Source organism: Vibrio sp. ED002, from assembly GCF_023277445.1.
In the GTDB taxonomy this organism is placed as follows: Bacteria; Pseudomonadota; Gammaproteobacteria; order Enterobacterales; family Vibrionaceae; genus Vibrio; species Vibrio jasicida.
This window is the reverse complement of sequence record NZ_CP080238.1, coordinates 2,627,585-2,653,739: the sequence shown is the minus strand read 5'-3', so window position 1 is coordinate 2,653,739 and position 26,155 is coordinate 2,627,585. Positions and strand designations below refer to the sequence as shown.

Sequence of the window (26,155 nt, the reverse complement as noted above, 5' to 3'; positions counted from 1 at the left end):
CATTGAGAATGAAACACTGCGAAAAACAAAAAGTCTGGGACAAAATTGTCTCAGAAGCCCGTGAGATGTCAGAGCAAGAGCCCATGTTGGCGAGCTTTTACCATGCGACTATCATCAAGCATGAAAGCTTGTGTGCTGCGTTAAGCTACATTCTGGCAAACAAATTGAACACCGCTTCCATGCCTGCAATGGCAGTACGTGAAGTGGTTGAAGAAGCCTTCGCGGCCGATCCAACCATCACGGACGGCGCGGCCTGCGATATTTGTGCAACGGTGAATCGTGACCCAGCGGTTTCGATGTACTCAATGCCACTGCTTTATCTAAAGGGCTATCATGCTCTGCAAGGCTACCGCGTAGCAAACTGGCTCTGGAAGCAAGGGCGTCACGCACTTGCGACTTATCTACAAAACCAGATCTCTGTGGCATGTCAGGTGGATATTCACCCTGCGGCACGCATCGGTAGTGGTATCATGCTAGACCATGCGACAGGCATCGTGATCGGTGAAACGGCTGTCGTAGAAAACGATGTGTCTATTTTGCAGGATGTTACCCTTGGTGGTACTGGCAAAGAATGCGGTGATCGTCACCCGAAAATTCGCGAAGGCGTCATGATCGGCGCCGGTGCAAAGATTCTTGGCAATATCGAAGTGGGTGAAGGCGCGAAAATCGGCTCTTGCTCTGTGGTATTGCAAGCAGTGCCACCGCACACAACTGTGGCGGGAGTGCCTGCGAAAATTGTTGGTCGTCCAAAAACGGACAAACCTTCTCTCGATATGGATCAAGGCTTTAATGGCAAATCGCAAAGCTTTATCCACGGGGATGGTATTTAATCGTCATTTAATCTTTTGACAATAATGTGGTAGGTAACTCTCAAGTGCGAAAACAAAATCACCCAGTGCTACGCTCGGCTATTTTATTAACTTGTGCTTTATCTGCCACATATCCCATCACCTCTTCCGCTGCTAGCCAGCAAGAGCTGAAAGGCGTTTCCAGCGAAATTAACCGCCAGCGTAAGTCACTCACCTCTCAAGAAAAACAACTGAACGATCTACAAAAGTCGCTAAAAAACCAAGAGCTTGGTATTTCTAAATTAGAAAGAGAAATCAAGCAAACCAAAGCGGACTTAGCGCAGGCTGATCAAAACATTAATAAGTTAGAAGAGAAGATTGCTCTGCAAGAAGGCCAGCGTCAGGCGCAGGAAGAAGAGCTAAAGCAGTTGCTTCAGACCTACTACGTGACAGAAAGAGCCAAAGCCAATGGTCACCTTTTGAATCAAGGTGTAGAAGAAGATCGCATTAGTCAGTACTTCCAGCATTTGGCAAAAGCACGGGCAAAAGTGATTGATGACATCACCAAGACCACGCAGGAGTTGGCACATAATAAGAACCAACTCGAGCTCGAAAAAGCACAAATTGAAACCCTGCTCAAACAGCAATCCGAAAAACGTTCTTCGTTGGCAAATACCCAGTCGAAACGTAAAGGGACACTGAGCAAGATTCAAAAAAGCATCAAAGACGACAAGCGTTACCTTTCTGAACTACAACGCAACGAAACCCGTCTAAAAGCCGAGATCGCGAAAGCCGCGAAACGTAACGCAGTGCCGATGGATGGTATTGCGAAACAGCGCGGTAAATTGCCATGGCCATTAAAAGGTCGCGTACTACATAACTTTGGCACAAGACAAACCGGCCAAGTAAACTGGAAAGGCATGGTGCTCTCAGCTAATTATGGCCAGCAAGTGAAAGCGGTTTACCCAGGTACCGTTGTATTTGCGGAGTACTTACGTGGTTATGGTCTAGTCGTTTTGCTTGACCATGGTAAGGGCGATATGACACTTTATGGCTACAACCAAGCGTTAACTAAGAAAGAAGGCGATAAGGTGACAGCAGGTGAAGTCATTGCACTCGCGGGGGATACTGGTGGTCAAGACCGTGCCTCACTCTACTTCGAGATCCGCCGTAACAGTGAAGCGCAAAACCCGAAATCTTGGCTGAAACGTTAACTACTCAACTTATTGTTTCGCAATAAAAAAGGAGCCACTCGGCTCCTTTTTTGTATGTATATTTGGGAAAGCGCTATGCGTAATAGGTCTCTACCGCATCAATAAAGGTACTTACATCATCTTTACTTAACGCATTAATACCCGCAGCCGCTTCTCTTCCACCACCAGTTGGGAACTGCCCACACACAGCCACGGCACCTTGCTTGTTATTCAACGGAGCACGAAGAGAAACCGTGTATGTGCCATCTGTATTTTCAGTTAATACCGCATGCGCAGAGTCTGGATTTTGGTTCGCAAGCCAGTTGCCATAAACACCACTAATTCGGCGTGATGCTGCATTATTCGGTAGTTCAAACAGCTTGAGCTTTGAGCTTTCGTGAGTTGCAGGGACAGCTAGTGCCGCATCCATATCTTGCTGATAAGCCGATTGTAATTGGTAGTAAGGTGACGCTTTATCTTCAATAGCATCAAATGGAGAGGTGTACTGAAGAAGTGCACGATACAAATCCGCCGGATGGAAGTGAAGATCATCAACTTTCGAGCCGTAGCCATTGTAGTTAATCAGTGTACCTAGCTCTTTTAACTGCGCTTTTTGCTCTTCATTGAGTTCGATTTTGTCCGCCAACGCATCCGCTTTAGCAATCAAGTTATCACCATAAGCAGCGGTGATCGCCCATGTATGAAAACGGCCATCAAGCAGTTTATCGACAATCAAAGCGGTACACATATTAGCATCAAGATCGATGTGCGCATCTAAGTTACCATGTTGAGGAATCTCACCCGCTTTGTGGTGATCAGCGTAAAACACATGTGCGCCTTGAGCCAATGCTTGCTCTAGACCTACCATGTTCTTTTCCATTGAAATGTCTAATACCGTCAGCTCATCGCCAGCTTGCAGATCGACCTTTTCCACCAGCTTAATATCACGTTTAACACCAGTCACCAACTTAGCTTCGATGGGATCCGCCAAACGCAATTGCAACAATGCGATGATGCCATCGGCATCGCCATTAAAAATGTCGTAGTTCATTGAACGATAGTTCCTTTATCGAGAGTCATATCCCAACAGATAATTGGGGGTGTATGAATCCTATTGTGCGAAATGAGCACAGCAAGTCAACTCAAGGGAGGGACTGAAAATGAGAGCTGCGCTCTAAACCTTAAGCATTGAGCCATACTCTCATTTTCTAATGTTAATAAGGAGGGAAAATAGTACTAACTGTGTAGTGTGCTTAAAGCCTCTTCGAGTAGCAGTAACTGCTCCATGCCTTGCTCTGTCGCAACAGGCTTCACCACATTTAGCATTTGTAGCATGCCTTGTTTTACCATTGTTTCGGTGATTTCTGTTTTTGGAGACATCGCTGATTGATACGCTAGCCAGCTACACGCAATCAAATGCAGAGTACAAACCAAAGGCTTCAATTGTGTTTGGTCAACGTTCAACAACTTCAACGACACGAACTCTTGCATGATGGCAATCAGGTTCGCTTGGAGCTTTTCCTGAACATCAATGTACTCATCATGCAGCTTTTCATCGCGCGATAAGATTTCCGGTAAGTTTGCGTAAAAGAAACGGTACTTCCACATTAGCGTAAAAATGGAATCTAGGTAGCTTTTCAGCATGGTCAGGCTCTCTTGAGAACCTTGAATTGGAGTGAATCTTTCTAGCAACTCCGCAGAGTAAAGTGCGAAGATCTCACGCACGATTTCTTGCTTATTACGAAAGTGGTAGTAAAGGTTGCCTGGGCTAATTTCAATATGGTCAGCAATGTGATTGGTTGTGATATTGCGCTCACCATGTTGGTTAAACAACTCCAGTGCGGCATAGACAATTTTGTCGCGCGTTTTCATGGTTATCGTATTCCCTCTTCATCAACGAATTGAGTATAACGACTTCACCAACCTAGGTCGATAGAGGCTCCAAATACGGTAACATAGCAGACCAGTTACGATACCAATGGTGTTCGCAATCAGATCATGCCATGACGTTTGTCGACCCACATACCCTTGCAGAACTTCAATCACAGCACTAAATAACAAAATACTCACTGCTATCGCCCAACGCTGACGCCACTTTGAAACACAAAAGCAACCTAAGAAACCAAAACCACTGTACGCCATCGCATGCTGCATCTTATCCAAGTACGCAATATCACCCCAATCTTGCAACTCACCCGAACTCAAAGAAAGATAAGCAATGAGGGCGGCATAGCTCAGTAGAACGAAACGGGCAGCGGTTAGGTTCATCATCAATCCTTAAGCAATTGGGAATGGGAAAGCGGTCACTTGATCAATATGGTCGCAATCTAATGCCAACATAATCAAACGATCAATGCCTAATGCCACACCAGCACAATCTGGCAAGCCCGCCTCTAATGCACCAATCAGATGGAAATCGATAGGTTGTGGCTTCAAGCCCATTTCTAGACGCTTAGCGTTATCTTGTTCGAAACGTGCTAATTGCTCTTTCGGGTTATCGAGTTCATGAAAACCGTTCGCAAGCTCAATACCTTTGAAGTACACCTCAAAGCGATCCGCGACACGGGTATCTTGTGGGTTGATCTTTGCCAGCGCGGCTTGTGAAGCAGGGAAGTCATAAACAAACGCAGGGACTTGCTGACCAATCTTGGCTTCCACACCGATGCTGAACAACAGTTGCAGCAAGGTATCACGATCTTCTTCTGGCTCTGCAATGTCACTCAAACCCAGCTTTGCCGCGACTGCTTTTAGCTCTTGCATCGAGCCTTCTAATGGGCACGCACCAAGTACGTCAATAAAAGCTTGCTGGTAAGTCATTCGCTCAGCAGCGCCGCACTTCAATACCAGTTGTAGCAGGTCATCCATTTCGTCCATCAGCTTATGATGATCAAAACCGATACGGTACCACTCCAACATGGTGAATTCAGGATTGTGGTGACGACCATTCTCTTCATTACGAAAAGCTTTGTTGATTTGGTAAATACAACCACTGCCCGCAGCCAGTAAGCGCTTCATATGGAATTCAGGACTGGTCATAAAGAACAGTTTGCTGCCACCGGCATAGCCTGGTCCTACAAATTCAGTCTGGAAGGTATGCAAATGAATGTCTGTCACCGTCGCGTGACTCATCGCTGGCGTGTCGACTTCCATCACCTGTCGCTCGGCGAAGAATTGACGAATAGCGGTAATCAACATCGCACGTTGACGTAGTTGTTCCATAGAAGCGGTAGGTTGCCAGTTCGTTTGCATAACAAAACTCTTAAAAGGTTGATGAGCAGGAAAAATAGCAATTTTGGCATGATTTGCCTAGTTCAGCGAGGGGGGAATCGGCTCCAATTTTCGCCCCCAAACGCGAATAAAAATCGATTAAAACTGAAGCAAGTATTTGACGTTCCACAGTACAAAAAACACTCACAACTTACCCTATTATCAATGAGGGTAATGTCGCGCAACAGTCATGTAACATTGACAGCGATTACGTTTGTGCACCAAACGTTTCGTGCCGTGATAGCAGTCACATAACCTAGAATTTCTATGCTCACATGTGCATTACCGGAGAAAAACCCCAAATACATCAATTTTTCTGCCATAAGCCTCCCCTACACTAACCCTACTACTTTTGAGGGATTGCCTTAAAACGGTGCCCTCACACTCACAATAACAAGCGGATTTCCGCAATCACACACTGGAGGATAACTGTGCAAATTATCACCACAGATATCGCAGTCATCGGCGCAGGCGGCGCTGGTCTTCGTACTGCTATTGCAGCGGCTGAAGCAAACCCGGACTTAGAAGTAGCACTTATTTCTAAAGTTTACCCAATGCGCTCCCACACGGTTGCTGCAGAAGGTGGCTCAGCAGCAGTTATCAAGGATGAAGATAGCTTAGACAATCACTTCAACGATACCGTTGGCGGTGGTGACTGGCTATGTGAACAGGACGTTGTTGAATACTTTGTAGAGAACGCGACTCGCGAAATGATCCAAATGGAGCAATGGGGTTGCCCATGGAGTCGTAAAGAGAACGGTGAAGTCAACGTACGCCGCTTTGGCGGTATGAAGGTTGAACGTACTTGGTTCGCTGCAGATAAAACTGGCTTCCACATGCTTCACACGCTATTCCAGACGTCAATGAAGTACGACAACATCAAACGCTTTGATGAGTACTTTGTTGTCGATTTGCTTGTTGATGAAGGTGAAGTACAAGGTCTGATTGCAATCCACATGTCTGAAGGTGAGTTAGTTACGATTAAAGCGAAATCGGTTGTGTTAGCAACAGGTGGTGCTGGTCGTGTTTATCACTGTAACACCAACGGCGGTATCGTAACGGGCGACGGCATGGCGATGGCTTACCGTCACGGCGTTCCTCTACGTGATATGGAATTCGTTCAATACCACCCAACAGGTCTTCCTGGCACAGGTATCCTGATGACCGAAGGTTGTCGTGGTGAAGGCGGTATCATCGTTAACAAAGATGGTTACCGTTATCTGCAAGATTACGGCATGGGCCCAGAAACCCCAGTGGGCGAGCCGAAAAACAAATACATGGAACTGGGTCCTCGTGACAAAGTTTCTCAAGCGTTCTGGCATGAACAGCAGAAAGGCAACACCATCAAACACCCTCTTGGTGACGTGGTGCACCTAGATCTTCGCCACCTTGGTGAAGAATACCTACAAGAGCGTTTACCGTTCATCTGTGAACTAGCGAAAGCTTACGTGAACGTAGACCCTGCAAAAGAGCCAATTCCAATTCGTCCTACGGTTCACTACACCATGGGTGGCATTGAAACCAACGGCGAATGTGAAACTCGCATTAAAGGTCTATTCGCGGTTGGCGAATGTGCATCAGTTGGTCTTCACGGCGCAAACCGTCTAGGTTCTAACTCGCTGGCTGAGTTCGTTGTATTCGGTCGCGTTGCGGGTGAACAAGCGGTGAAACGCGCAGCAGAATTCAAAGGCTGGAACGAAGAGTCTATCGCGACTCAAGTGAAAGCAGTTGAAGACCGCATTGCTGCTCTGATGAACCAAGAAGGCGAAGAAAACTGGGCAGATATCCGTACTGAAATGGGTCACACCATGGAAGCAGGTTGTGGTATCTACCGCCAAGAAGATTTGATGCAAGCAACAATTGATAAGATCACTGAACTTAAAGCTCGTTACAAACAGATCAGCATCAAAGATAAAGGCAAAGTGTTCAACACTGATCTTTTATACGCAATCGAAGTTGGTTACGGCCTAGAAGTCGCAGAAGCGATGGTTCACTCTGCCATCCTACGTAAAGAATCTCGTGGTGCGCACCAGCGTCTAGACGATGGTTGTACTGAACGTGACGATGTGAACTTCCTGAAACACTCACTTGCTTTCTTCAAAGAAGATGCAGCACCAAGTATTGACTACAGCGGCGTGAAGATCACTAAGTCTCAGCCTAAAGCACGTCTATACGGTGAAGCAGCAGAGAAAGCAGCAGCAGCAGAAAAAGCCGCTGAAGCAGAAGCGAAGAGCGCAGAGGAGCAAGCATAATGTCAGCAAACCGCATTCAAAAAGTAGACATTCTGCGTTACGACCCTGAGAAGGACGCGGAACCATACACGCAAACATTCGAAGTCCCATTTGATGAAACCATGTCCGTACTTGATGCACTTGGCTACATCAAAGATCACCTAGATAAAGATCTGTCTTACCGTTGGTCTTGTCGTATGGCGATCTGTGGTTCTTGCGGCATCATGGTAAACAACGTGCCTAAGCTCGCTTGTAAGAGCTTCCTACGTGATTACCCGAATGGCGTGACTATCGAACCACTAGCAAACTTCCCAATCGAGAAAGACTTGATCGTTGATATGACGCCGTTCATCGAGCGCCTAGAAGCAATCAAACCTTACATCATTGGTAACGATCGCAAGCCAGAAGACGGCACAAACCTGCAAACGCCAGAGCAAATGGCGAAGTACAAACAGTTTGCTGGTTGTATCAACTGTGGTCTTTGCTACGCGGCATGTCCTCAGTTCGGTTTGAACCCTGAGTTCATCGGTCCGGCGGCACTAACACTGGCACACCGTTACAACCTAGATAGCCGTGACAACGGTAAAGCTGAGCGCATGAAGCTGATCAATGGTGAAAACGGCGCTTGGGGTTGTACCTTTGTCGGTTACTGTTCTGAAGTTTGTCCGAAGAGCGTCGATCCAGCAGCAGCAGTAAACCAAGGCAAAGTGGAGTCTTCTATGGACTTCGTGATTGCGATGTTGAAACCTGATGGTTCACCAAAGAAAGTGGAGGCATAAGGATGAGCAACCGTAAACCTTACGTTCGTGAAATAAAACGCACATGGTGGAAGAACCATCCTTTCTACCGCTTCTACATGGTACGTGAAGCAACTGTGCTTCCTCTGATCCTATTCACTATCTTCCTGACTTTCGGTCTAGGTTCATTAGTAAAAGGCCCAGAAGCTTGGCAAGGTTGGTTAGAGTTCATGGCAAACCCTATCGTAGTAGCAATCAACATTGTTGCTCTACTAGGTAGTTTGTTCCATGCACAAACCTTCTTCAGCATGATGCCACAAGTAATGCCAATTCGTTTGAAAGGCAAACCAGTGGATAAGAAAATCATCGTTCTGACTCAGTGGGCCGCAGTTGCGTTCATCTCACTGATCGTTCTCATCGTGGTGTAAGGAGCTTTAGTAATGAAACCGAATTATAGTGTTAACACAGCCCCGAAGCGTTCTGATGAACCAATCTGGTGGGGTCTATTTGGTGCCGGTGGTACTTGGTTTGCGATGATCACACCGATTACCGTGCTGGTTATGGGCATCTTGGTACCGCTTGGCGTGATTGATGCAGAAGCAATGAGTTACGAACGCGTATCTGAATTCGCAACCAGCATCATCGGTGCGCTATTCATTATAGGTACGCTAGCATTGCCAATGTGGCATGCGATGCACCGTCTACACCACGGCATGCACGACCTTAAGTTCCACACAGGCTTGATTGGTAAAATCGCATGTTACGCGTTTGCAGGTTTAATCACTGCGCTGGCCGTTGTCTTTATCTTCATGATTTAAGACGCTGACGAAAATGAAAAAGCTGGCAACTCGCCAGCTTTTTTATTGCCTGTTATTTATGTTTTCTCAACGAGTGCAGATCAATACAACCGCTATTCAATAAAGGTCGCGATGTCATCCAAAGATTTTTTGTGCATCGCATGTTCCGGAATGGTCGCATCCTCTTCCGGATAACCGGTCACAATCAACATATATGGACGATCGACATCATTGTCTCGTCCGCAAATCTTACTCAAGAAACTCATTGGTTTTGGTGTATGAGTCAGCGTACCCAAACCTGAATTGTGCAATGCTTGAAGTAAAAAGCCTGTGGCAATCCCGACTGACTCGTGCACGTAATAGTTGGTTTGTTCCCCATCATTGCTCATGCCACCTTTCTTTTGTGAAAACACCGCAATCAACCACGGTGCTTTTTCTAGATAAGGCTTACTGGCATTGGTACCGAGTGGTTTCAGTGCATCTAACCATTCTTGCCCTGCTCGACCTTCATAGAAAGAACGTTCTAATTCTTCAGCGGCTTGACGGATCTGCCCTTTCACTTCTGCACTGTTAATCGCAACAAAATGCCATGGCTGATGATTTGCACCACTCGGAGCTGTACCTGCTGCTCGAATGCAGTGCTCAATCACTTCTTTCGCCACAGGACGATCAGAGAAGCTACGAATGGAATGACGGCGCTGAAGTTGCTCCAGATTCTGTACAGCTCTTGCTGCCATTTCTTGCGGAGAGTATTCCACAAAATCATTGAGTGGGTAATGTTGTTCTTGAGTCGACATAGTGCTTCCTTGCGCTTGTTGGGTGTCGATTTACTATAGCCACAAATTTCACCATCGCCTTTTTATCTTCATAAAATCAATGTGATATTGAGATAAAGCGCAAATATTCAGCCGTGTTTCACCAACAAAAAAGAGAGGCTGATAACACGTATCAGCCTCTGCATTACTCTAATTTGTACAGCTACCAGAGCTTTTGGTCACCTATGATCTTTTTGCTTTTTGAGCTTTTGACCATCCATGATCTTATTGCTGTTTTATCTTCTTACTTGGTTCATTAAGCCGCAGTACTAAAGCTAATCACCGCCCTTTCTCGGCTGATGAGCTATCACGTTTGTTGTTGGTATCTATCACGCTAGAGCTTGAAGCTGTTAGGATAAAACAACAGATAATAAAAAAGGCCGCCGAAGCGACCTTTTCAATCAGAAAGTCTGAGGTGAATTACTTCACACGACCTACATATTCAGCAGTACGAGTGTCAACTTTGATCACTTCGCCAATTGCGATGAATAGTGGTACACGTACTACAGCGCCAGTTGATAGTGTTGCTGGCTTACCACCTGTACCTTGAGTGTCACCTTTTAGACCTGGGTCTGTGTCAGTAACTTCTAGTTCAACGAAGTTTGGTGGAGTAACTGTGATTGGGTTACCGTTCCAAAGCGTGATCATACAAGTGTTGTTTTCTACCAACCACTTAGCGTTGTCACCAACCGCTTTCGCGTCTGCAGCGATCTGCTCGAAAGTTTCGTTGTTCATAAAGTGGTAGAATTCGCCGTCTGAATATAGATAATCTAGGTCGATATCCATTACGTCTGCCACTTCACAAGTGTCACCAGACTTGAATGTTTTCTCTAGCACTTTACCAGAAAGAAGTTTACGAATTTTAACGCGGTTGAACGCTTGGCCTTTACCTGGTTTAACGTATTCGTTTTCCAGAATTACACAAGGCTCGTTATCAAGCATTAACTTAAGGCCGCCTTTAAATTCATTGGTGCTAACTGTAGCCATTTTTTCCTCTTACATTCTTAGAGCTAAATTCAATGCCGCACATAATAACCCGAAAAGTCGAATCTGTTGAGCAAAACTGGCTCAAACAGTTAGCGAATGGGATCTCTGATCCTGCAAAGTTGCTGGAAAGTTTGGAAATTGATCCTTCGCCGTGGCAAGACGGGTTTGCTGCGCGCAAGCTGTTTGCACAGCGTGTACCGCAAAGTTTTGTCGATAGGATGGAAAAAGGCAATCCTTACGATCCACTTTTACGCCAAGTATTACCTTTGAACGAGGAGTTCGAGGTTCACGAAGGTTACTCCAATGATCCTCTGGAAGAGCAAGACAACGAAGTGCCTGGGCTGTTACACAAATACCGCAATCGCGCATTGATGATTGTAAAAGGTGGCTGTGCCGTGAACTGCCGTTATTGCTTCCGCCGTCATTTTCCTTATCAAGAGAACAAGAGCGGTAAACAAGCTTGGACTCAGTGCTTAGAATACATGGCGAAGCAGCCAGAACTGAATGAAGTTATCTTCTCAGGTGGTGATCCTCTGATGGCAAAAGACGATGAGATCCACTGGCTACTAGAACACATCGCACAAATCCCTCACATCAAGCGCCTGCGTATTCACAGCCGTTTACCTGTTGTAATCCCTGCACGTATTACTGACGAGTTGTGTCAGTTACTGCGAGCATCTCGCTTGCAAATCATCTTGGTAACGCACATCAACCACGCCAACGAGATCAATGCTGAATTTACTGCTCAAATGGCAAAACTGAAGCAATCCGGCGTTACTTTGCTTAACCAAGGCGTGCTATTAAAAGGCGTCAATGACAGCATAGAAGCACAAGTTGCTCTCAATGAAGCCCTGTTTGACTCAGGAATATTACCTTATTACCTACACGTGTTAGATAAAGTCCAAGGCGCGGCACATTTCTTCGTCTCTGATGAAGAAGCAAAAGAAATCATGCGTGGCTTGATTACTCGCGTCTCGGGCTACCTAGTGCCTAAATTGACTCGTGAAATTGGCGGCCGACCAAGTAAAACGCCACTGGATCTGCATCTAGAGTAAGTTGCTTTCCGTATAAAGATTGTCGTTACGAGTAAAAGCTTTTGTTCGCTCAGGCGGTCTTATCTATGCATACTCCGCAAATTTGGAGGTTAAGATGCAAGCAACTTTTGAACACATTTTCGATCTTGGCCCATTCAGTTGGCCTGCATTAGCCTGTTGCGCCATCAACGGCTTAATGATCGGTATAGAGCGCCAAACGCGGGGTAAACCTGTTGGTATTCGTACCGCTATTTTAGTTATCTCTGGCACTTACTTATTTATGTCGATGGCCGTCTCGCTTTCACCTAATACGCTCGACCAAGCGCGTGTACTTGGCCAGATAATCACTGGTGTGGGCTTTTTAGGTGCAGGGGTGATGATGACACAAGACGGCAAGATCCATGGGGTGACATCCGCTGCAGTGATTTGGGTATTGGCAGGTCTCGGCTTGATGATAGGCCTTGGCTATCTGACGCAATCCGTCGTAATTACTGTTTTGGCATTGACGGTCTTGCTTGGCGTGGATAGAGCAGAAAATCGCGTTAAAGCTCTACGCCGCGGTGTGCATCAAAGGATGCAGCAGCGAAAAACCTCAACCAGGATCATGAAGTAGCCTTGTTCGTCCTAAATGCCTAAACACATTTCAGAATGAGATCCACAGACAAAAAAAGACCCCGATATTCCTCGGGGTCTTTTTTATCCGTGTGTTCGTGGCGACAACTTAACTTATTTAGCAAAGTTCACGATAGGGAAACACTTGAAGAAGCCGTTATCCGCACAGTTTAGTAGACCAATTTGAACACCGTCAATTTGGTCAGTCATATTGAAGAAACCTAACTGGAAGTTAGATTTTTTAGAGATGCTCGCCAAACCGATGTCTGCCATTGTGTAACCTTCTGAGTAGTTCACTGCACTCCAGTTTAGACCTTTTACATTGTTCGTGATGTTCACTGCACCTAAGTTAACACCATTAGTTTGGCCTTCGTTCCAGTTAAGAAGACCGAGTGATGCACCCGTCATTTCTTGATTAACTTTAGAAGCACCAAAGAACAAACCGAAGTTCACACCTGTTGTGCGGTCTGTTTCAGACATACCTAGAACCGAAAAGTCGACACCTTTTACTTCGTTTACTTGGCCATGTAATACCGCAAGGCGAACACCACCAACAGAGGAGTTAGAAGGCGCGTTAGTGTTGTCGATGGTAGAGAACATAACTGGCGAGCTATCAGCAAGAGCAACAGGTGAAGCGATTACGGCTGCAACAGCCAATGACGTCATAAGCTTTTTCATTTTCATCTCCATGGAGGGAATAGTTGTTTTACAACATAGTGTAATGTACAAATTTTGCGCCATTTTGAATCAATAAATGTTAGCTGGAAGTCATATTTAACTGTCTGACAAATAAAGCAATTGATTCATCATGGTTATTTATCTGCATTTTCCCTGACGAATTACGCACAATACCCGCACAGTTGCGCATTTTTAAACCAGTTAATCTGATAAAAATTAAGCGTAATAAGTACTGGCTAACTATCAGATTAAAAAGAAAAAGTAAGAATAGACCTACAAACTCACGCAAGAAAGGCTCAATGCCGAAGTTACCGGCACAAAAAAACCGAGGCATTCACCTCGGCTTATCGAACTTTATCGGTAGTCTAGCTCACCGCTATAAGGTTTTAGAACAAGGAGAGCACGCGCAGTTTACGCTAGTAAATGAGCATGCTCGACGCTGTTATCAAGCCTTAGAGCAAAGAGATAGGCTGGCTATTACATCATGCCGCCCATACCACCCATACCGCCCATACCACCCATGTCAGGCATGCCTGCGCTTTCTTTTTGTGGTAGGTCAGTCACCATCGCTTCAGTCGTGATCATTAGACCCGCTACTGATGCTGCGAATTGTAGAGCAGAACGAGTTACTTTCGTTGGATCTAGGATACCCATTGCAATCATGTCGCCGTATTCGCCCGTTGCTGCGTTGTAACCATAGTTACCTTCGCCAGCACGAACATTGTTAGCAACCACAGATTCTTCATCACCCGCGTTCTTAGTGATTTGACGGATAGGTGCTTCCATTGCACGTAGTGCAACACGGATACCTACGTTTTGCTCTTCATTGTCGCCTTCAAGACCAGCAACTTTAGATGCAGCACGGATAAGTGCAACACCACCACCAGCAACGACACCTTCTTCAACCGCTGCGCGAGTTGCGTGAAGTGCATCTTCTACGCGGTCTTTCTTCTCTTTCATTTCAACTTCAGTTGCTGCACCAACTTTGATGACTGCAACGCCGCCAGCTAGCTTAGCAACACGTTCTTGAAGCTTTTCTTTGTCGTAGTCTGATGTTGCATCTTCGATTTGTTGACGAATTTGAGCAACGCGACCTTGGATCATCGCTTCTTCACCCGCACCATCGATGATGGTTGAGTTTTCTTTAGTGATAGTTACACGTTTAGCTTGACCTAGATCTTCTAGCGTTACTTTTTCAAGCTCTAGACCGATCTCTTCAGAAATCACGATACCGCCAGTTAGGATAGCGATATCTTGTAGCATTGCTTTACGACGGTCGCCGAAACCAGGAGCTTTAACAGCAGCGACTTTCACGATACCACGCATGTTGTTTACTACTAGCGTTGCTAGTGCTTCGCCTTCTACATCTTCAGCGATGATAAGCAGTGGACGAGACGCTTTAGCAACGGCTTCTAGCGTTGGAAGAAGCTCACGAATGTTCGAGATTTTCTTATCAACTAGAAGGATGAATGGGCTTTCTAGATCAACAGAGCCTGCTTCTTGGTTGTTGATGAAGTAAGGAGATAGGTAACCGCGGTCGAACTGCATGCCTTCTACTACGTCTAGCTCATCTTGTAGAGCCTGACCTTCTTCAACAGTAATCACGCCATCACGGCCTACTTTTTCCATCGCTTCAGCAATGATGTTACCCACTGTTGCATCGGAGTTTGCAGAGATAGTACCTACCTGTGCGATAGCTTTGGTGTCGTTACATTCAACAGATAGTTCTTTTAGTTGCTCAACCGCTGCGATAACTGCTTTATCGATACCACGCTTAAGATCCATTGGGTTCATACCAGCAGCAACTGCTTTTAACCCTTCAGTAATGATAGCTTGAGCAAGAACCGTTGCTGTTGTAGTACCGTCACCCGCTGCGTCGTTTGCTTTAGACGCAACTTCTTTAACCATTTGTGCGCCCATGTTCTGGAATTTATCTTCCAGTTCAATTTCACGCGCTACTGATACACCATCTTTAGTGATCGTTGGTGCACCAAAAGATTTGTCTAGAACAACGTTACGACCTTTAGGACCCAGTGTTACTTTTACTGCGTCCGCTAGAACGTTTACGCCTTCTAGCATTTTAACTCGTGCGTCATTACCAAATTTAACGTCTTTAGCAGCCATCTTTGATTTCCTTTCTAAATTCTGTTTTCGATTTCGTTTTTGAATCAGAGCAAAAAATTACTCAATGATTGCTATTACTCAACGATTGCCATAATGTCGTTTTCAGACATTACTAGCACTTCTTTGCCGTCGATTTTTTCAGTCTTTGTGCCGTAACCTTCAGCGAAGATAACGGTATCACCAACTTTAACGTCCAACGGTAACACTGTGCCGTTTTCTAGAATGCGGCCTTTACCTACAGCTAGAACAACACCACGTGTCGATTTTTCCGCAGCAGAACCAGTTAGAACGATGCCACCCGCTGACTTTGATTCAACTTCTTTACGTTCTACGATAACTCGGTCATGTAATGGACGAATGTTCATCGGTCGTCTCTCCTGAAAGTTTTCATGTTTATTTGATAATTGCCCGCGTAGGGCACGTGATCACTATATAAGGGGCAAACCTAACGATCCCAAGGGGTAGACGTGAATTTTTTGTGACTTAGTTAAAATAACCAGCAGCTAGGCAACGGTTTGCGTGCGAAATGCTCACTCGCCCACTATCTCGCTTTCTTGTATCCTTGCGTTTCCCTCACCAGATAGACATCAAAAATGTTGGAAAAAAACAAGCCGGACAATCAGGCCGAAGATAAGCATGGTTTGTTGACCGCGCCCATTCCTGACACCTTACGCAAAATGACCATCCCGATGACGATGGGCATGATTGCCATTTTGATGTTTAACTTGGTCGATACTTTTTTTATCTCGTTGCTGGGTACAGAAGCCCTAGCAGCAATCAGTTACACCTTTCCCGTCACCTTTGCAGTGAACTGCATCACCATGGGCATCGGCATGGGGCTTTCTACCAATATTGGTAGACTGTTAGGTCAAGGCCATGCTCCTCAAGCTGCTCGCTTTACCAGCCACGGGTTATTGCTGGCAGTTGTGCTGGTGATGATCGCCTCAACACTAGGCTTTTTTACTATCGAGCCGCTGTTCAGCTTCTTGGGCGCGAAAGAAGATTCTATTCCGCTGATCGCACAGTATATGCAGGTTTGGTATCTCACTATTCCTCTGTTGGTAATTCCAATGGCGGGCAATAGTGCGATTCGCGCAACCGGCGATACCAAAACTCCAGCTAAAATCATGATGCTGGCAGGGCTTATCAACGGTATTCTCGATCCATTGCTTATCTTTGGTTACGGGCCCTTCCCTGAATTGGGCATCCAAGGCGCGGCGATTGCTAGTGCCTTCAGTTGGTTTGGCGCGTTATGCGGTTCGCTTTACCTACTGGTCAAACGTGAGAAGCTACTTGCCCCGCCGCAATGGCAATTCATCAAACAAGACTGGCAACAAACGTTAAAAATCGGCACTCCTGCAGCGCTCTCCAATGCAATGAACCCATTATCGGGCGCAATCCTGATGATGTTGCTTTCAAGTCATGGGACAGCTGCAGTAGCAGCTTATGGCGCAGCTCAGCGAATTGAATCGATTCTGTTGTTGGTTTTAATGTCTCTCACTTCCGCTCTCACCCCATTTATGGCACAGAACTTTGGGGCAAGTAATCCTGCTCGAGCCTTTTCCGGTTGGTTCCTCAGCATGCGGTTCGCAGTTCTCTTCCAAGGGTTTATCTTCTTGATGATGGTGCCACTCAGTATTCCTCTTGCAGCCTTGTTCTCTCAGGAAGCCGCCGTAAAAGATCTGCTTTGGCATTACCTATTGGTGGTGCCATTTAGTTATGGCTTCCAAGGGATTGTGATGATGCTAGTCAGTGGCTACAACGCAATGCACAAACCAATGCGCGCCTTCCAATGGAGCTTCATGCGTTTATTCGTATTTACCTTGCCTGCAGCTTGGATTGGTAGCCACGTTTATGGCATTGAAGGTTTGTTTATTGGTATTGCGCTGGGGAATACGATGGGCGGGCTATTAGGGTATTGGTTTGCACTGCGTGAGCGAAGAATAACATTGGCAGAACACTAACCATCAGCGTAAACGTTAGATAATAAAAAACCGCGGATAACCGCGGTTTTTTTGATTCTGAGTTTAACCAGTTGCTTAGAATAGCTCTTCAGCAACTTGGTATAGGTCGTTACGTACTGGACGCTTCATGTTCTCGATTGCATCGATGATGTCGTGGTGAACTAGCTGCTCCTTCACGATACCAACACAACGACCGCCATGGCCTTCCATTAGTAGATGAACCGCGTAGTTACCCATGCGAGATGCTAAAACACGGTCGAACGCTGTTGGGCGGCCACCACGTTGGATGTGACCAAGAACCGTCGCACGAGTCTCACGACCTGTCGCTGCTTCGATCTCTTTCGCTAGTTCGTTTGCATCCATCATCAGCTCAGTAAGTGCGATGATCGCATGCTTCTTACCTTTTGAGATACCATCTTGGATGTTGCTGATTAGCTTGTCTTTATCCAAGCCAGTTTCTGGCGTGATGATGTATTCACAACCACCAGCAATTGCAGACATCAGAGTAAGGTCACCACAGTGACGACCCATGATTTCTACGATAGAAATACGTTGGTGAGAAGAAGACGTGTCACGTAGACGGTCAATTGCATCGATAACTGTGTTTAGTGCAGTTAGGTAACCGATTGTGTAATCCGTACCTGCGATATCGTTATCGATTGTGCCTGGTAGACCGATACATGGGTAGCCCATTTCAGTCAGTTTCTTAGCACCCATGTAAGAGCCGTCACCACCGATAACAACAAGTGCATCGATACCGTGCTTTTTCAGGTTCTCAATCGCTTGTTCACGAACTTCCACTTCTTTGAATTCAGGGAAACGTGCAGAGCCTAGGAATGTACCACCTTTGTTGATCACATCTGAAACGCTAGAACGATCTAGCTTCTCGATGCGGCCTTCGTAAAGACCTAGGTAGCCATCGTAAACACCGTAAACTTCCAATCCCTCAGATAGTGCTGTACGAACTACGCCGCGTACTGCTGCGTTCATACCAGGTGCGTCACCGCCACTTGTTAAAACACCGATCTTCTTAATCATGCTCACCCTCGATCTTTGGCAATCAATTTATTTAATTTTCTTCTAGGCCCCTTGTTACCAAGCAACCTGCATAATCCAGAACTGTGCGTTATGTTACATTTCCTCTACAGGAATACCAATGAAAACACACTTTTTTATGTAACTTTTCTACTTATGTAAGAGTATTACAGTTTCTCTTTGCAACTTCGTTGATTCACATCAGGATCACGATTCTTAGTAAGTAGTGATGGAAAGATAGCCAATAAGCGCCTATTTGTCGTTACGCTTGGTCTGATTTTTCGACCGTTACCAATCTTGCGCCTTTTGTTCTTTCTCTGGTCCAAAGACGACCGACAACGGATCCTGATGGATCAAGACGTCCGCTTCCGGGAAAAGCGCCAACAAATTATCTTCAACTTTATCGGCAATATGATGGGCTTTTATTAAAGGTAGATGATCATCCAACTCTAAATGCAATTGAATAAAGCGCGTCGGTCCAGACATGCGAGTTCTTAGCTGATGGACTCCTAACACGCCTTCAACATTGATGCAGGCTTCACGGATCTGCTCCAGTTCTTCATCTGGTAGCTTTCTATCGAGCAACGTCTGAATCGCTTCGCTGACCATCTTGAATGCGCTGTACAAAATAAAGATACCGATACCGACCGCAAACACAGCATCGGCTTGCGTTACCCCCAAATAGCTCAATCCTAAGGCCACCATGATGGCGCCATTCATGTATAAATCGGTTTGATAATGCAGTGAGTCAGCAGCAATCGCTTGGCTACCCGTTTTACGTACCACATGCTTTTGGAACATCACGAGTCCAAAAGTAACGACCATAGCGAATAGAGAGACATAAACCCCTAGCTCAGGTGAATTCAGCTCATGTGGACGGAAAAATCGCTCGATACCATTAAGAATCAAGAAGACAGCAGAACCAGAAATAAACATTGCCTGCGCCAGTGCTGCTAGCGACTCCGCTTTACCATGGCCAAAAGTATGTTCTCTATCAGCGGGTTGTAGTGAATAGCGTACAACAATAAGGTTCACGACCGATGCGGCGATATCCAGCATCGAGTCAATCAAGGAAGCAAGCAGACTGACAGAGCCCGTCACCCACCAAGTAATGACTTTTACTATTAAAAGAATCGTCGCGACAATGGTCGCCGTCCAAGCAGCGGTCGTGACTAAACGTGCATATTCGTGCTTCATAATCAAAGAGTTAACTCAAACCGTACTTTGAGTATACCTTGAGAATTATTGAATGAGTATGAAATCGCCAAGATCAAAAAGAGGCAACACTCAGGCTACCTCTTTTACTTTATCTTTCAGCGATTAGCTGTTGTGGTGCTTGTGCATGCGTTTTTGCATTTTTTCGCCACACTCTTGGTGACGCTCTTTTTGTAGCTCAACATATTTTGTTTTTTGCTCAGGAGTCAGCACGCTCAGCATTTGGTGTTTCTTCTCTAGCATCTTAACGCGACGCTCAGTTTGCTTCTCAACCATCTCTTTTGCTAGGTCGTTTGCTGCGGCTTCATCGAAGTTATCAGCCAATAGAAGTGCTTGAACTTTATCGTGGTGCGCTTGACGCTCTGCCATGTGTGCTTCGTGACCATCTGCGAATTTTGCTTTCATCGCCGCTTTGTTCGCTTCACGCATTTCTTTTAGCTGGTCTTTCTGTGCATCAGTCAGGTCTAGTTGACGCATGATGCCACGGTCCATACCTTTGCCGCATTCACCGCGATGGCCTTTATGATCTTTACCACCAAATGCGAATGCGCTCGCTGTACCTAGAGTTAGTGGTAGAACAACAGCAGCCAGTACTAGTTTCTTTGCAGTTTTCATAATTTGATTCCTTACACAGGTTAGTGATTCTTCTGAGCTGTTCTCACAGCGCTTGAGTGTAGAATACGACCTACTAGGTAAAGCGACGTATAGAGACCGTAAAGAATCGTAAAGAGTGATTTTTACACTCTTCGTTACCTATCATTCCCATGTAATATTAAAGCAACCACGAATCATAAATAGGTACTCAAATGGCGAACATTCTTTTGATTGATGATGATACCGAGCTAACCAGTCTGCTTAAAGAGGTACTAAGCTTTGAAGGTTTTAACGTCAGTGAAGCCAACGATGGAGAAGCAGGCCTCGCGGCTGTCACTGATGAAATTGACCTTATTTTGCTCGATGTCATGATGCCAAAACTCAATGGAATGGAAACCCTAAAACGCCTGCGCGAAAACTGGGAGACGCCAGTGCTTATGCTAACAGCGAAAGGCGAAGAGATAGACCGCGTTATCGGCCTAGAACTGGGTGCCGATGATTACCTACCAAAACCGTTTAGCGACCGCGAATTACTCGCTCGGATCCGGGCGATTTTGCGCCGTACCAGCAGCACCCAGAAGAGCGCGAAAAACAGTGACTGCATTGAGTACCAAGAAATCAAACTCTTCCCTGGCAAACAAGAAGCATACTGCGAACAGACGTTGTTAGATTTAACGACGACAGAGTTTGCTCTTCTGACACACTTTGTGCAAAACCCTGGGCAAGTGCTAACTAAAGAAGCCTTGAGCTTAGATGTACTTGGCAAGCGCTTAGCCGCGTTTGATCGTGCGATCGATATGCACGTATCCAACCTACGTAAAAAATTGCCAGACCAAAGTAACGGTAAGCCTCGTATTAAGACGCTACGCGGGCGCGGCTACATGCTGATTGAGGAGGATTAATGCGAGCACCACGCTTCAAACTGCCGAAGATAAACAGCTTGTATGGACGCATCTTTGCCATCTTTTGGTTCACCATGTTTTTGGTTCTGATGGCAGTGCTGTCATTGCCACACCTTGACCCACGGAAAGCACGCGACATCCCGCAAGACCACTATCAGCGTATGATTGAAATACGTGACGGTATCGAGAAGAAGTATCGCAAACAAGATAACCTCGGCAAGATTTTGTTCAGCATCGAAGGTCAGCGACGCAGTAAACATGATCCGCGTCCACGTATCTTCTTTTCCGATCACGAAGGCAACGTACTGACAACTTCATCAGGTCACAGAGATTTCAAGCTACGTGCGCTACAAAACTTTGTCACTAGCATTGAAGATCAGTCCCAACCGAAGCAAAAACTTTACGGTCGCTACATGATCGCAGGCCCCGTGCCAATCAAAATAGCCAATTCGGATCTGTTGATGTACGTCGGCTTTAAATGGAATGAGCCGCCACCAATCATGTTGCGCCTGTTCGATCACCCATTGCAATTGCTGCTTGCAGTTATGCTCGTGAGTACCCCGTTATTGCTTTGGTTAGCGTGGGCTTTGAGCCAACCCGCTCGACGCTTGGAAAGTGCAGCGCAACGCGTCGCGAAAGGTGAGTTTGTCATCGATCCTAATCTAGAGAAAGGCACAACCGAGTTTCGTCAAGCCGGAACCAGCTTCAACCAAATGGTCGAGGCTGTGAATCAGATGATTTCTGGCCAGCAGCGTTTACTCTCAGATATTTCACATGAGTTACGTTCGCCTTTGACTCGCTTGCGTATGGCAAGTGCGCTGGCGACTCGTAAGCAAGGGGAAAGTCCAGAGCTGACCCGAATCGACACCGAAGCGCAACGTTTAGAGCAGATGATCGCCGAACTACTCGAACTTTCACGCATGCAAGTGAACAGTCACATGACGCGCGAGACTCAGCCAATAGTAAGTTTGTGGGAAGAGATTATTAAGGATGCGCAGTTTGAAGCCGAACAAATGGGCAAAGTACTGAACTACTCTAACCTTCCTGAACGCAGCATTTCTGGCAATCCAAAACTACTGATGAGTGCGGTAGAAAACATCATTCGTAATGCGATTTACTATGGCAAAGATGAAGTGAGGATCGACATTCAAGACAGCGCAGACACCTTGAACATCATTGTAGATGACAACGGTGAAGGCGTACCAGAGGAAGAATTGGAAGCGATTTTCCGTCCGTTCTATCGTGTGTCGACCGCGCGCGACCGCCATTCAGGTGGTACAGGGTTGGGCTTAACCATCACCGAAAGTGCGATTCGTCAGCACAGTGGTTCGATTATCGCGAGTCGCAGCCCATTGGGTGGGTTACGAGTCACGATTACTCTGCCATTACTCAAAGTAGGCAAATAACCTTACAAAGATCAAAGTTGATAATGATTTTCATTAACATTAAAGTAAGTCCTTCATAAAGGAGGATTTACAATGTCGCATATTTTTCCAGAGCTTCCGTACCGCTACGATGCACTAGAACCATACATCGATGCGAAAACCATGGAAGTTCATTACAGCAAACACCACAAAACCTATTACGATAAATTCATGGCTGCCGCAAAAGGCAGCGCTCTCGAGACCCAAAGCCTCGATGACATCTTCGCTTGCATTTCTCAACTCAGCCCAGCTATTCGTAACAACGGTGGCGGATACTACAATCACATCATTTATTGGAATTGTATGTCACCGGATGGTGGCGGTGAGCCTCAAGGTGCACTCGCTCAAGCCATCAACGATAAGTTTGGTGACTTCGAAAAATTCAAAGACGAATTCGCACAAGCGGCTATCAATACGTTTGGTTCTGGCTTCGCTTGGTTAGTCGTAAAGGATGGAGAGATTCAGATTACCTCCACAAGCAACCAAGACAATCCTCTGATGGATGTTGCCGCGGTGCAAGGTGAGCCAGTTCTAGCGCTGGATGTTTGGGAACACGCTTACTACATCAGTTACCAAAACCGTCGTCCTGAGTACATTGACGCATGGTGGAACGTAGTGAACTGGCGCGCAGTAGAAGAAAACTACGCTCGCGCACTCAGTTAAACCTTTCAACATCTGGGCGACAAGGTTTACCTACACGCCCTTATGCCCCCAAGTCATTGTGTTGAATCTCGCTTCTCATGGTGACTTGGGTATATACTGCTCGCCTGTTTTGACCAATCTAATTCAATACCATGTTTGATATCGCTCTATACGAACCAGAAATCGCGCCGAACACCGGCAACATCATTCGCCTGTGTGCTAACTGTGGTGCGAATCTCCACCTGATTGAGCCACTGGGTTTCGATCTAGAAGAGAAGAAAGTCCGCCGCGCAGGTTTGGATTACCACGATTTGGCTCGCGTGACGCGTCATAAAGATTATCAAGCATTCTTGGAATACTTAGAGAAAGAGAAACAAGGCAACTACCGCCTATTTGCGTGTACGACCAAAACCACAGGTCATCATGTGGATGCGAAGTATCAAGAAGGCGATGTATTGATGTTTGGTCCAGAAACTCGCGGACTACCAGCAGATGTGATTGATAGCTTGCCAATGGAGCAGCGCATCCGCATCCCGATGATGCCAGATGCCCGTAGCCTGAACCTTTCTAATGCCGTTGCGATCATCGCGTTTGAAGCATGGCGTCAAATGGGTTTTGAAGGTGCAATGTAAGCGCACCAAATCACGGATACTAAAAAGGGCGCTGAATGCGCCCTTTTGCTTTTCTTACTTACCGATTAAATCAGTTGAGCTTGTTACGATCATTGTCGTCTTTACGCTCGTACTCACCTTCGAAGGTATTGCCGTTGTCCGATTGAGAATCGAATGGGTCACGACGAAACGGGTCTTGTTCATAGGGACCTTGATTTGAGAAGCCACCTTGGAAGCCGCCACCATTCATGGTCTTCACCACCATCTTGCTCATTAAGTATTTCGCAATCGCAGCGCGTGGCGCGGGAAGCAACACCAACATACCCAATGCGTCGGTCATGAAACCTGGTGTTAACAGCAATACGCCTGCAACTGCCAGCATCACACCTTCAAAAATCTGTTGAGCCGGAAGCTCACCTTGCTCTAAGCGACCTTGCACTGACATCAACGTCTGGATGCCTTGGCTGCGTACCAAAGACGCGCCAACAAATGCGGTGATCAGAACTAAAGCAATCGTAGGCCAAAGACCTAAAAAGCCTCCCACCTGAATAAATAGGCCGATTTCGATGATCGGGACGAAAATAAACGCCAATAATAAGATAGGAAACACATGCCCTCCTTTGTTGATTTCAGTGTAATGGCAAAAGCCTACTAAGCTCAAACGAATCGTTGTAAAAAAGCGTGTTCATCATAGGGAGAATGCGTTGTACAAAAAACGCCTTTTGAATAAAGGTGCATATATAAAATTTGATCGTTGAAAAGTGCTATTTTCGCACTCTTAAAATCCATGTTTGTCGAGGAAAAACACCTACCCATAAAGGGTTATTAATATCCCGTTCATACTTTGCAAATTATTGACGCATTAAAAGCGAAAAAGGTGATCCACTTACTATTTTTATGCGCTAGGTGCAGTATGATGTGCCACATAAGTCAGGACGGTTTTTCCAGCCAAAAACTCTGATGAACGGATTCTAGATTGCAGAAATGGCTAATAAATAACTTAAATATCAGAATTATTATCTAAGGATCCTGTTATGGCTACACTATCTGATGCTCCAAAGACAGCAAACCAAGCCACTCGTATTGAAGAAGATCTATTAGGTCAACGTCATGTTCCTGCTGATGCTTACTACGGCATCCACACCCTTCGCGCTATCGAAAACTTTAATATTTCAAGCACTACCATTTCTGACGTACCTGAGTTTGTACGCGGTATGGTAATGACGAAAAAAGCCGCTGCACTAGCAAACAAAGAGCTAGGTGCAATTCCAAAAGACGTTGCTAACTACATTCTAGAAGCGTGTGATTTGATCCTTGAAACAGGTAAGTGCATGGATCAGTTCCCTTCAGACGTGTTCCAAGGCGGTGCAGGCACGTCAGTGAACATGAACACTAACGAAGTTATTGCGAACGTTGCGCTTGAACTGATGGGCAAAGAAAAAGGCCAATATGAGTTCATCAACCCGAACGATCACGTAAACAAGAGCCAATCAACAAACTGTGCGTACCCTACCGGTTTCCGAATCGCGGTTTACAACAGTGTTCATCAGTTGATGGAAGCGATCGAATACCTAAAAGGTGCATTCGAACTTAAAGCACAAGAATTCAAAGACATCTTGAAGATGGGTCGTACTCAGCTTCAAGACGCGGTTCCTATGACTGTGGGTCAAGAGTTCCACGCATGGGCAGTGACACTAAACGAAGAGATTCGCGCCCTAGACTACACGTCTAAGCTACTACTAGAAATCAACCTAGGTGCAACAGCTATCGGTACTGGTCTAAACGCACCAACAGGCTACCAAGCACTAGCCGTAAAACACCTAGCAGAAGTTACGGGTGTAGAAGTGGTTGCAGCAGAAGATCTAATCGAAGCAACATCTGACTGTGGTGCTTACGTAATGACGCACGGCGCGCTCAAACGTCTAGCAGTGAAACTGTCGAAGATCTGTAACGACCTTCGCCTACTTTCTTCTGGCCCTCGCTCTGGTCTAAACGAGTTGAACCTACCAGAAATGCAAGCGGGCTCTTCTATCATGCCAGCTAAAGTAAACCCAGTTATCCCAGAAGTCGTAAACCAAGTTTGCTTCAAGGTTCTAGGTAACGACAACACGGTATCTTTCGCAGCAGAAGGCGGTCAGTTACAACTAAACGTAATGGAGCCAGTAATCGCACAAAGCGTGTTTGAGTCTATTTCTCTACTACACAACGCATGTGTGAACCTACGTGACAAATGTATCGATGGCATCACGGTGAACAAAGAAGTTTGTGAAAACTACGTTTACAACTCTATCGGTATCGTGACTTATCTAAACCCATACATCGGTCACCACGAGGGCGACATTGTTGGTAAGATCTGTGCTGAAACAGGTAAGAGCGTACGTGATGTGGTTCTAGAACGTGGTTTATTAACCGCAGAAGAGCTAGATGACATCTTATCGGTTGAAAACTTCATGCATCCGACTTATAAAGCGAAACGCTACGAGTAATCGCTGGTGAAAGGGGTCC

27 protein-coding genes are annotated in these 26,155 nt (G+C 45.9%); 14 read left to right on the top strand and 13 right to left on the bottom strand.

The features are described 5' to 3' along the window. Positions 1-8 precede the first annotated feature (8 nt). The gene (cysE, locus tag ITG12_RS12290; protein ID WP_038881492.1) at positions 9-830 is read left to right on the top strand and encodes a serine O-acetyltransferase; all 822 of its coding nucleotides are present in this window, start codon (positions 9-11) and stop codon (positions 828-830) included. Positions 831-856: 26 nt separating this feature from the next. Continuing rightward, positions 857-2,002: a murein hydrolase activator EnvC gene (locus ITG12_RS12285; RefSeq protein WP_042602243.1), complete on the top strand. Its 1,146-nt coding sequence runs from the start codon at positions 857-859 to the stop codon at positions 2,000-2,002. A gap of 73 nt (positions 2,003-2,075) precedes the next feature. On the opposite strand, the gene ITG12_RS12280 is transcribed toward ITG12_RS12285, so the two are convergent. The 4 genes from ITG12_RS12280 to epmA form a co-directional block, all read right to left on the bottom strand. Further along, positions 2,076-3,032, bottom strand: a complete 957-nt coding sequence (locus ITG12_RS12280) for an acetyltransferase (RefSeq protein ID WP_104024460.1) — start codon at positions 3,030-3,032, stop codon at positions 2,076-2,078. Between the two features lie 185 nt (positions 3,033-3,217). Next, positions 3,218-3,853 (bottom strand): TetR/AcrR family transcriptional regulator, encoded by a 636-nt coding sequence (locus ITG12_RS12275; RefSeq protein WP_038871017.1) that lies wholly within the window; start codon positions 3,851-3,853, stop codon positions 3,218-3,220. Positions 3,854-3,874: 21 nt separating this feature from the next. Then, the gene (locus ITG12_RS12270; protein WP_045405817.1) at positions 3,875-4,249 is read right to left on the bottom strand and encodes a VanZ family protein; all 375 of its coding nucleotides are present in this window, start codon (positions 4,247-4,249) and stop codon (positions 3,875-3,877) included. 9 nt (positions 4,250-4,258) lie between these two features. After that, a complete protein-coding gene (gene epmA / locus ITG12_RS12265) occupies positions 4,259-5,230 on the bottom strand; it encodes an elongation factor P--(R)-beta-lysine ligase (RefSeq protein ID WP_248873107.1) in 972 nt (323 codons plus the stop codon). A 449-nt stretch (positions 5,231-5,679) separates the two neighbouring features. Between epmA and frdA the strand changes: the two genes are divergently transcribed. Genes frdA through frdD form a run of 4 tightly spaced genes read left to right on the top strand, consistent with a single transcriptional unit; the run spans position 5,680 to position 9,034 of the window. Continuing rightward, complete coding sequence (frdA, locus tag ITG12_RS12260; protein ID WP_038871011.1) at positions 5,680-7,500, top strand: fumarate reductase (quinol) flavoprotein subunit; 1,821 nt, start codon at positions 5,680-5,682, stop codon at positions 7,498-7,500. Further along, entirely contained in the window at positions 7,500-8,258 is a 759-nt protein-coding gene (locus tag ITG12_RS12255; RefSeq protein WP_038871009.1) for a succinate dehydrogenase/fumarate reductase iron-sulfur subunit, read from the top strand. The genes frdA and ITG12_RS12255 overlap by 1 nt, the downstream gene beginning before the upstream one ends. A gap of 2 nt (positions 8,259-8,260) precedes the next feature. After that, positions 8,261-8,644 carry a fumarate reductase subunit FrdC gene (frdC, locus tag ITG12_RS12250; protein ID WP_038871007.1) on the top strand — a complete coding sequence of 128 codons (384 nt, stop codon included), beginning with the start codon at positions 8,261-8,263 and terminating at the stop codon, positions 8,642-8,644. A gap of 12 nt (positions 8,645-8,656) precedes the next feature. Continuing rightward, on the top strand, positions 8,657-9,034 hold the full coding sequence (gene frdD, locus ITG12_RS12245) for a fumarate reductase subunit FrdD (protein ID WP_038871005.1): 378 nt from the start codon (positions 8,657-8,659) through the stop codon (positions 9,032-9,034). Positions 9,035-9,126: 92 nt separating this feature from the next. Here frdD and ITG12_RS12240 read toward each other — a convergent pair whose 3' ends face one another. Next, complete coding sequence (locus ITG12_RS12240) at positions 9,127-9,810, bottom strand: nitroreductase family protein (protein WP_038871002.1); 684 nt, start codon at positions 9,808-9,810, stop codon at positions 9,127-9,129. A gap of 438 nt (positions 9,811-10,248) precedes the next feature. Further along, positions 10,249-10,815, bottom strand: a complete 567-nt coding sequence (efp, locus tag ITG12_RS12235) for an elongation factor P (RefSeq protein ID WP_005425036.1) — start codon at positions 10,813-10,815, stop codon at positions 10,249-10,251. A 32-nt stretch (positions 10,816-10,847) separates the two neighbouring features. Between efp and epmB the strand changes: the two genes are divergently transcribed. Beyond that, positions 10,848-11,870 (top strand): EF-P beta-lysylation protein EpmB, encoded by a 1,023-nt coding sequence (gene epmB / locus ITG12_RS12230; protein WP_039974254.1) that lies wholly within the window; start codon positions 10,848-10,850, stop codon positions 11,868-11,870. A 94-nt stretch (positions 11,871-11,964) separates the two neighbouring features. Beyond that, positions 11,965-12,462, top strand: a complete 498-nt coding sequence (locus tag ITG12_RS12225) for an MgtC/SapB family protein (protein ID WP_038870997.1) — start codon at positions 11,965-11,967, stop codon at positions 12,460-12,462. Positions 12,463-12,575: 113 nt separating this feature from the next. Here the strand turns inward: ITG12_RS12225 and ITG12_RS12220 are convergent, their stop codons facing one another. From ITG12_RS12220 to ITG12_RS12210, 3 genes are all read right to left on the bottom strand, one after another. Continuing rightward, positions 12,576-13,139 (bottom strand): hypothetical protein, encoded by a 564-nt coding sequence (locus ITG12_RS12220; RefSeq protein ID WP_038870994.1) that lies wholly within the window; start codon positions 13,137-13,139, stop codon positions 12,576-12,578. A gap of 477 nt (positions 13,140-13,616) precedes the next feature. Then, entirely contained in the window at positions 13,617-15,263 is a 1,647-nt protein-coding gene (gene groL / locus ITG12_RS12215; RefSeq protein WP_038870992.1) for a chaperonin GroEL, read from the bottom strand. Between the two features lie 74 nt (positions 15,264-15,337). Then, complete coding sequence (locus ITG12_RS12210; RefSeq protein WP_005381516.1) at positions 15,338-15,628, bottom strand: co-chaperone GroES; 291 nt, start codon at positions 15,626-15,628, stop codon at positions 15,338-15,340. Between the two features lie 228 nt (positions 15,629-15,856). Between ITG12_RS12210 and ITG12_RS12205 the strand changes: the two genes are divergently transcribed. Continuing rightward, complete coding sequence (locus tag ITG12_RS12205) at positions 15,857-17,227, top strand: MATE family efflux transporter (protein WP_038881484.1); 1,371 nt, start codon at positions 15,857-15,859, stop codon at positions 17,225-17,227. 75 nt (positions 17,228-17,302) lie between these two features. On the opposite strand, the gene pfkA is transcribed toward ITG12_RS12205, so the two are convergent. From pfkA to ITG12_RS12190, 3 genes are all read right to left on the bottom strand, one after another. Then, positions 17,303-18,265: a 6-phosphofructokinase gene (gene pfkA, locus ITG12_RS12200; RefSeq protein WP_038870987.1), complete on the bottom strand. Its 963-nt coding sequence runs from the start codon at positions 18,263-18,265 to the stop codon at positions 17,303-17,305. A gap of 285 nt (positions 18,266-18,550) precedes the next feature. After that, positions 18,551-19,459, bottom strand: coding sequence for a CDF family cation-efflux transporter FieF (fieF, locus tag ITG12_RS12195; protein WP_039974252.1), 909 nt, complete (start codon positions 19,457-19,459; stop codon positions 18,551-18,553). 123 nt (positions 19,460-19,582) lie between these two features. Continuing rightward, a complete protein-coding gene (locus ITG12_RS12190; protein WP_038870983.1) occupies positions 19,583-20,092 on the bottom strand; it encodes a CpxP family protein in 510 nt (169 codons plus the stop codon). 191 nt (positions 20,093-20,283) lie between these two features. On the opposite strand from ITG12_RS12190, the gene ITG12_RS12185 reads away from it, so the two are divergent. From ITG12_RS12185 to trmL, 4 genes are all read left to right on the top strand, one after another. Continuing rightward, the gene (locus ITG12_RS12185) at positions 20,284-20,973 is read left to right on the top strand and encodes a response regulator (RefSeq protein ID WP_038870981.1); all 690 of its coding nucleotides are present in this window, start codon (positions 20,284-20,286) and stop codon (positions 20,971-20,973) included. Beyond that, on the top strand, positions 20,973-22,379 hold the full coding sequence (gene cpxA, locus ITG12_RS12180; RefSeq protein WP_248873106.1) for an envelope stress sensor histidine kinase CpxA: 1,407 nt from the start codon (positions 20,973-20,975) through the stop codon (positions 22,377-22,379). The genes ITG12_RS12185 and cpxA overlap by 1 nt, the downstream gene beginning before the upstream one ends. Positions 22,380-22,451: 72 nt before the next feature. Beyond that, the gene (locus ITG12_RS12175; protein ID WP_045409335.1) at positions 22,452-23,060 is read left to right on the top strand and encodes a superoxide dismutase; all 609 of its coding nucleotides are present in this window, start codon (positions 22,452-22,454) and stop codon (positions 23,058-23,060) included. A gap of 131 nt (positions 23,061-23,191) precedes the next feature. Continuing rightward, entirely contained in the window at positions 23,192-23,671 is a 480-nt protein-coding gene (trmL, locus tag ITG12_RS12170; protein WP_012126507.1) for a tRNA (uridine(34)/cytosine(34)/5-carboxymethylaminomethyluridine(34)-2'-O)-methyltransferase TrmL, read from the top strand. A 70-nt stretch (positions 23,672-23,741) separates the two neighbouring features. On the opposite strand, the gene ITG12_RS12165 is transcribed toward trmL, so the two are convergent. Then, positions 23,742-24,260, bottom strand: coding sequence for an FxsA family protein (locus tag ITG12_RS12165; RefSeq protein WP_038870971.1), 519 nt, complete (start codon positions 24,258-24,260; stop codon positions 23,742-23,744). 424 nt (positions 24,261-24,684) lie between these two features. On the opposite strand from ITG12_RS12165, the gene aspA reads away from it, so the two are divergent. Continuing rightward, positions 24,685-26,136, top strand: a complete 1,452-nt coding sequence (gene aspA / locus ITG12_RS12160) for an aspartate ammonia-lyase (RefSeq protein ID WP_038870968.1) — start codon at positions 24,685-24,687, stop codon at positions 26,134-26,136. The last annotated feature ends 19 nt before the right edge of the window (positions 26,137-26,155 follow it).

Excerpts from the sequence above, each read along its gene's own strand:
- cysE (WP_038881492.1), top strand. The coding sequence starts at position 9 with ATGAAACACTGCGAAAAACAAAAAGTCTGGGACAAAATTGTCTCAGAA.
- ITG12_RS12280 (WP_104024460.1), bottom strand. The coding sequence starts at position 3,032 with ATGAACTACGACATTTTTAATGGCGATGCCGATGGCATCATCGCATTG.
- ITG12_RS12275 (WP_038871017.1), bottom strand. The coding sequence starts at position 3,853 with ATGAAAACGCGCGACAAAATTGTCTATGCCGCACTGGAGTTGTTTAAC.
- ITG12_RS12270 (WP_045405817.1), bottom strand. The coding sequence starts at position 4,249 with ATGAACCTAACCGCTGCCCGTTTCGTTCTACTGAGCTATGCCGCCCTC.
- epmA (WP_248873107.1), bottom strand. The coding sequence starts at position 5,230 with ATGCAAACGAACTGGCAACCTACCGCTTCTATGGAACAACTACGTCAA.
- ITG12_RS12255 (WP_038871009.1), top strand. The coding sequence starts at position 7,500 with ATGTCAGCAAACCGCATTCAAAAAGTAGACATTCTGCGTTACGACCCT.
- frdC (WP_038871007.1), top strand. The coding sequence starts at position 8,261 with ATGAGCAACCGTAAACCTTACGTTCGTGAAATAAAACGCACATGGTGG.
- frdD (WP_038871005.1), top strand. The coding sequence starts at position 8,657 with ATGAAACCGAATTATAGTGTTAACACAGCCCCGAAGCGTTCTGATGAA.
- ITG12_RS12240 (WP_038871002.1), bottom strand. The coding sequence starts at position 9,810 with ATGTCGACTCAAGAACAACATTACCCACTCAATGATTTTGTGGAATAC.
- efp (WP_005425036.1), bottom strand. The coding sequence starts at position 10,815 with ATGGCTACAGTTAGCACCAATGAATTTAAAGGCGGCCTTAAGTTAATG.
- epmB (WP_039974254.1), top strand. The coding sequence starts at position 10,848 with ATGCCGCACATAATAACCCGAAAAGTCGAATCTGTTGAGCAAAACTGG.
- ITG12_RS12225 (WP_038870997.1), top strand. The coding sequence starts at position 11,965 with ATGCAAGCAACTTTTGAACACATTTTCGATCTTGGCCCATTCAGTTGG.
- ITG12_RS12220 (WP_038870994.1), bottom strand. The coding sequence starts at position 13,139 with ATGAAAAAGCTTATGACGTCATTGGCTGTTGCAGCCGTAATCGCTTCA.
- groL (WP_038870992.1), bottom strand. The coding sequence starts at position 15,263 with ATGGCTGCTAAAGACGTTAAATTTGGTAATGACGCACGAGTTAAAATG.
- ITG12_RS12210 (WP_005381516.1), bottom strand. The coding sequence starts at position 15,628 with ATGAACATTCGTCCATTACATGACCGAGTTATCGTAGAACGTAAAGAA.
- ITG12_RS12205 (WP_038881484.1), top strand. The coding sequence starts at position 15,857 with ATGTTGGAAAAAAACAAGCCGGACAATCAGGCCGAAGATAAGCATGGT.
- pfkA (WP_038870987.1), bottom strand. The coding sequence starts at position 18,265 with ATGATTAAGAAGATCGGTGTTTTAACAAGTGGCGGTGACGCACCTGGT.
- fieF (WP_039974252.1), bottom strand. The coding sequence starts at position 19,459 with ATGAAGCACGAATATGCACGTTTAGTCACGACCGCTGCTTGGACGGCG.
- ITG12_RS12190 (WP_038870983.1), bottom strand. The coding sequence starts at position 20,092 with ATGAAAACTGCAAAGAAACTAGTACTGGCTGCTGTTGTTCTACCACTA.
- ITG12_RS12185 (WP_038870981.1), top strand. The coding sequence starts at position 20,284 with ATGGCGAACATTCTTTTGATTGATGATGATACCGAGCTAACCAGTCTG.
- cpxA (WP_248873106.1), top strand. The coding sequence starts at position 20,973 with ATGCGAGCACCACGCTTCAAACTGCCGAAGATAAACAGCTTGTATGGA.
- ITG12_RS12175 (WP_045409335.1), top strand. The coding sequence starts at position 22,452 with ATGTCGCATATTTTTCCAGAGCTTCCGTACCGCTACGATGCACTAGAA.
- trmL (WP_012126507.1), top strand. The coding sequence starts at position 23,192 with ATGTTTGATATCGCTCTATACGAACCAGAAATCGCGCCGAACACCGGC.
- aspA (WP_038870968.1), top strand. The coding sequence starts at position 24,685 with ATGGCTACACTATCTGATGCTCCAAAGACAGCAAACCAAGCCACTCGT.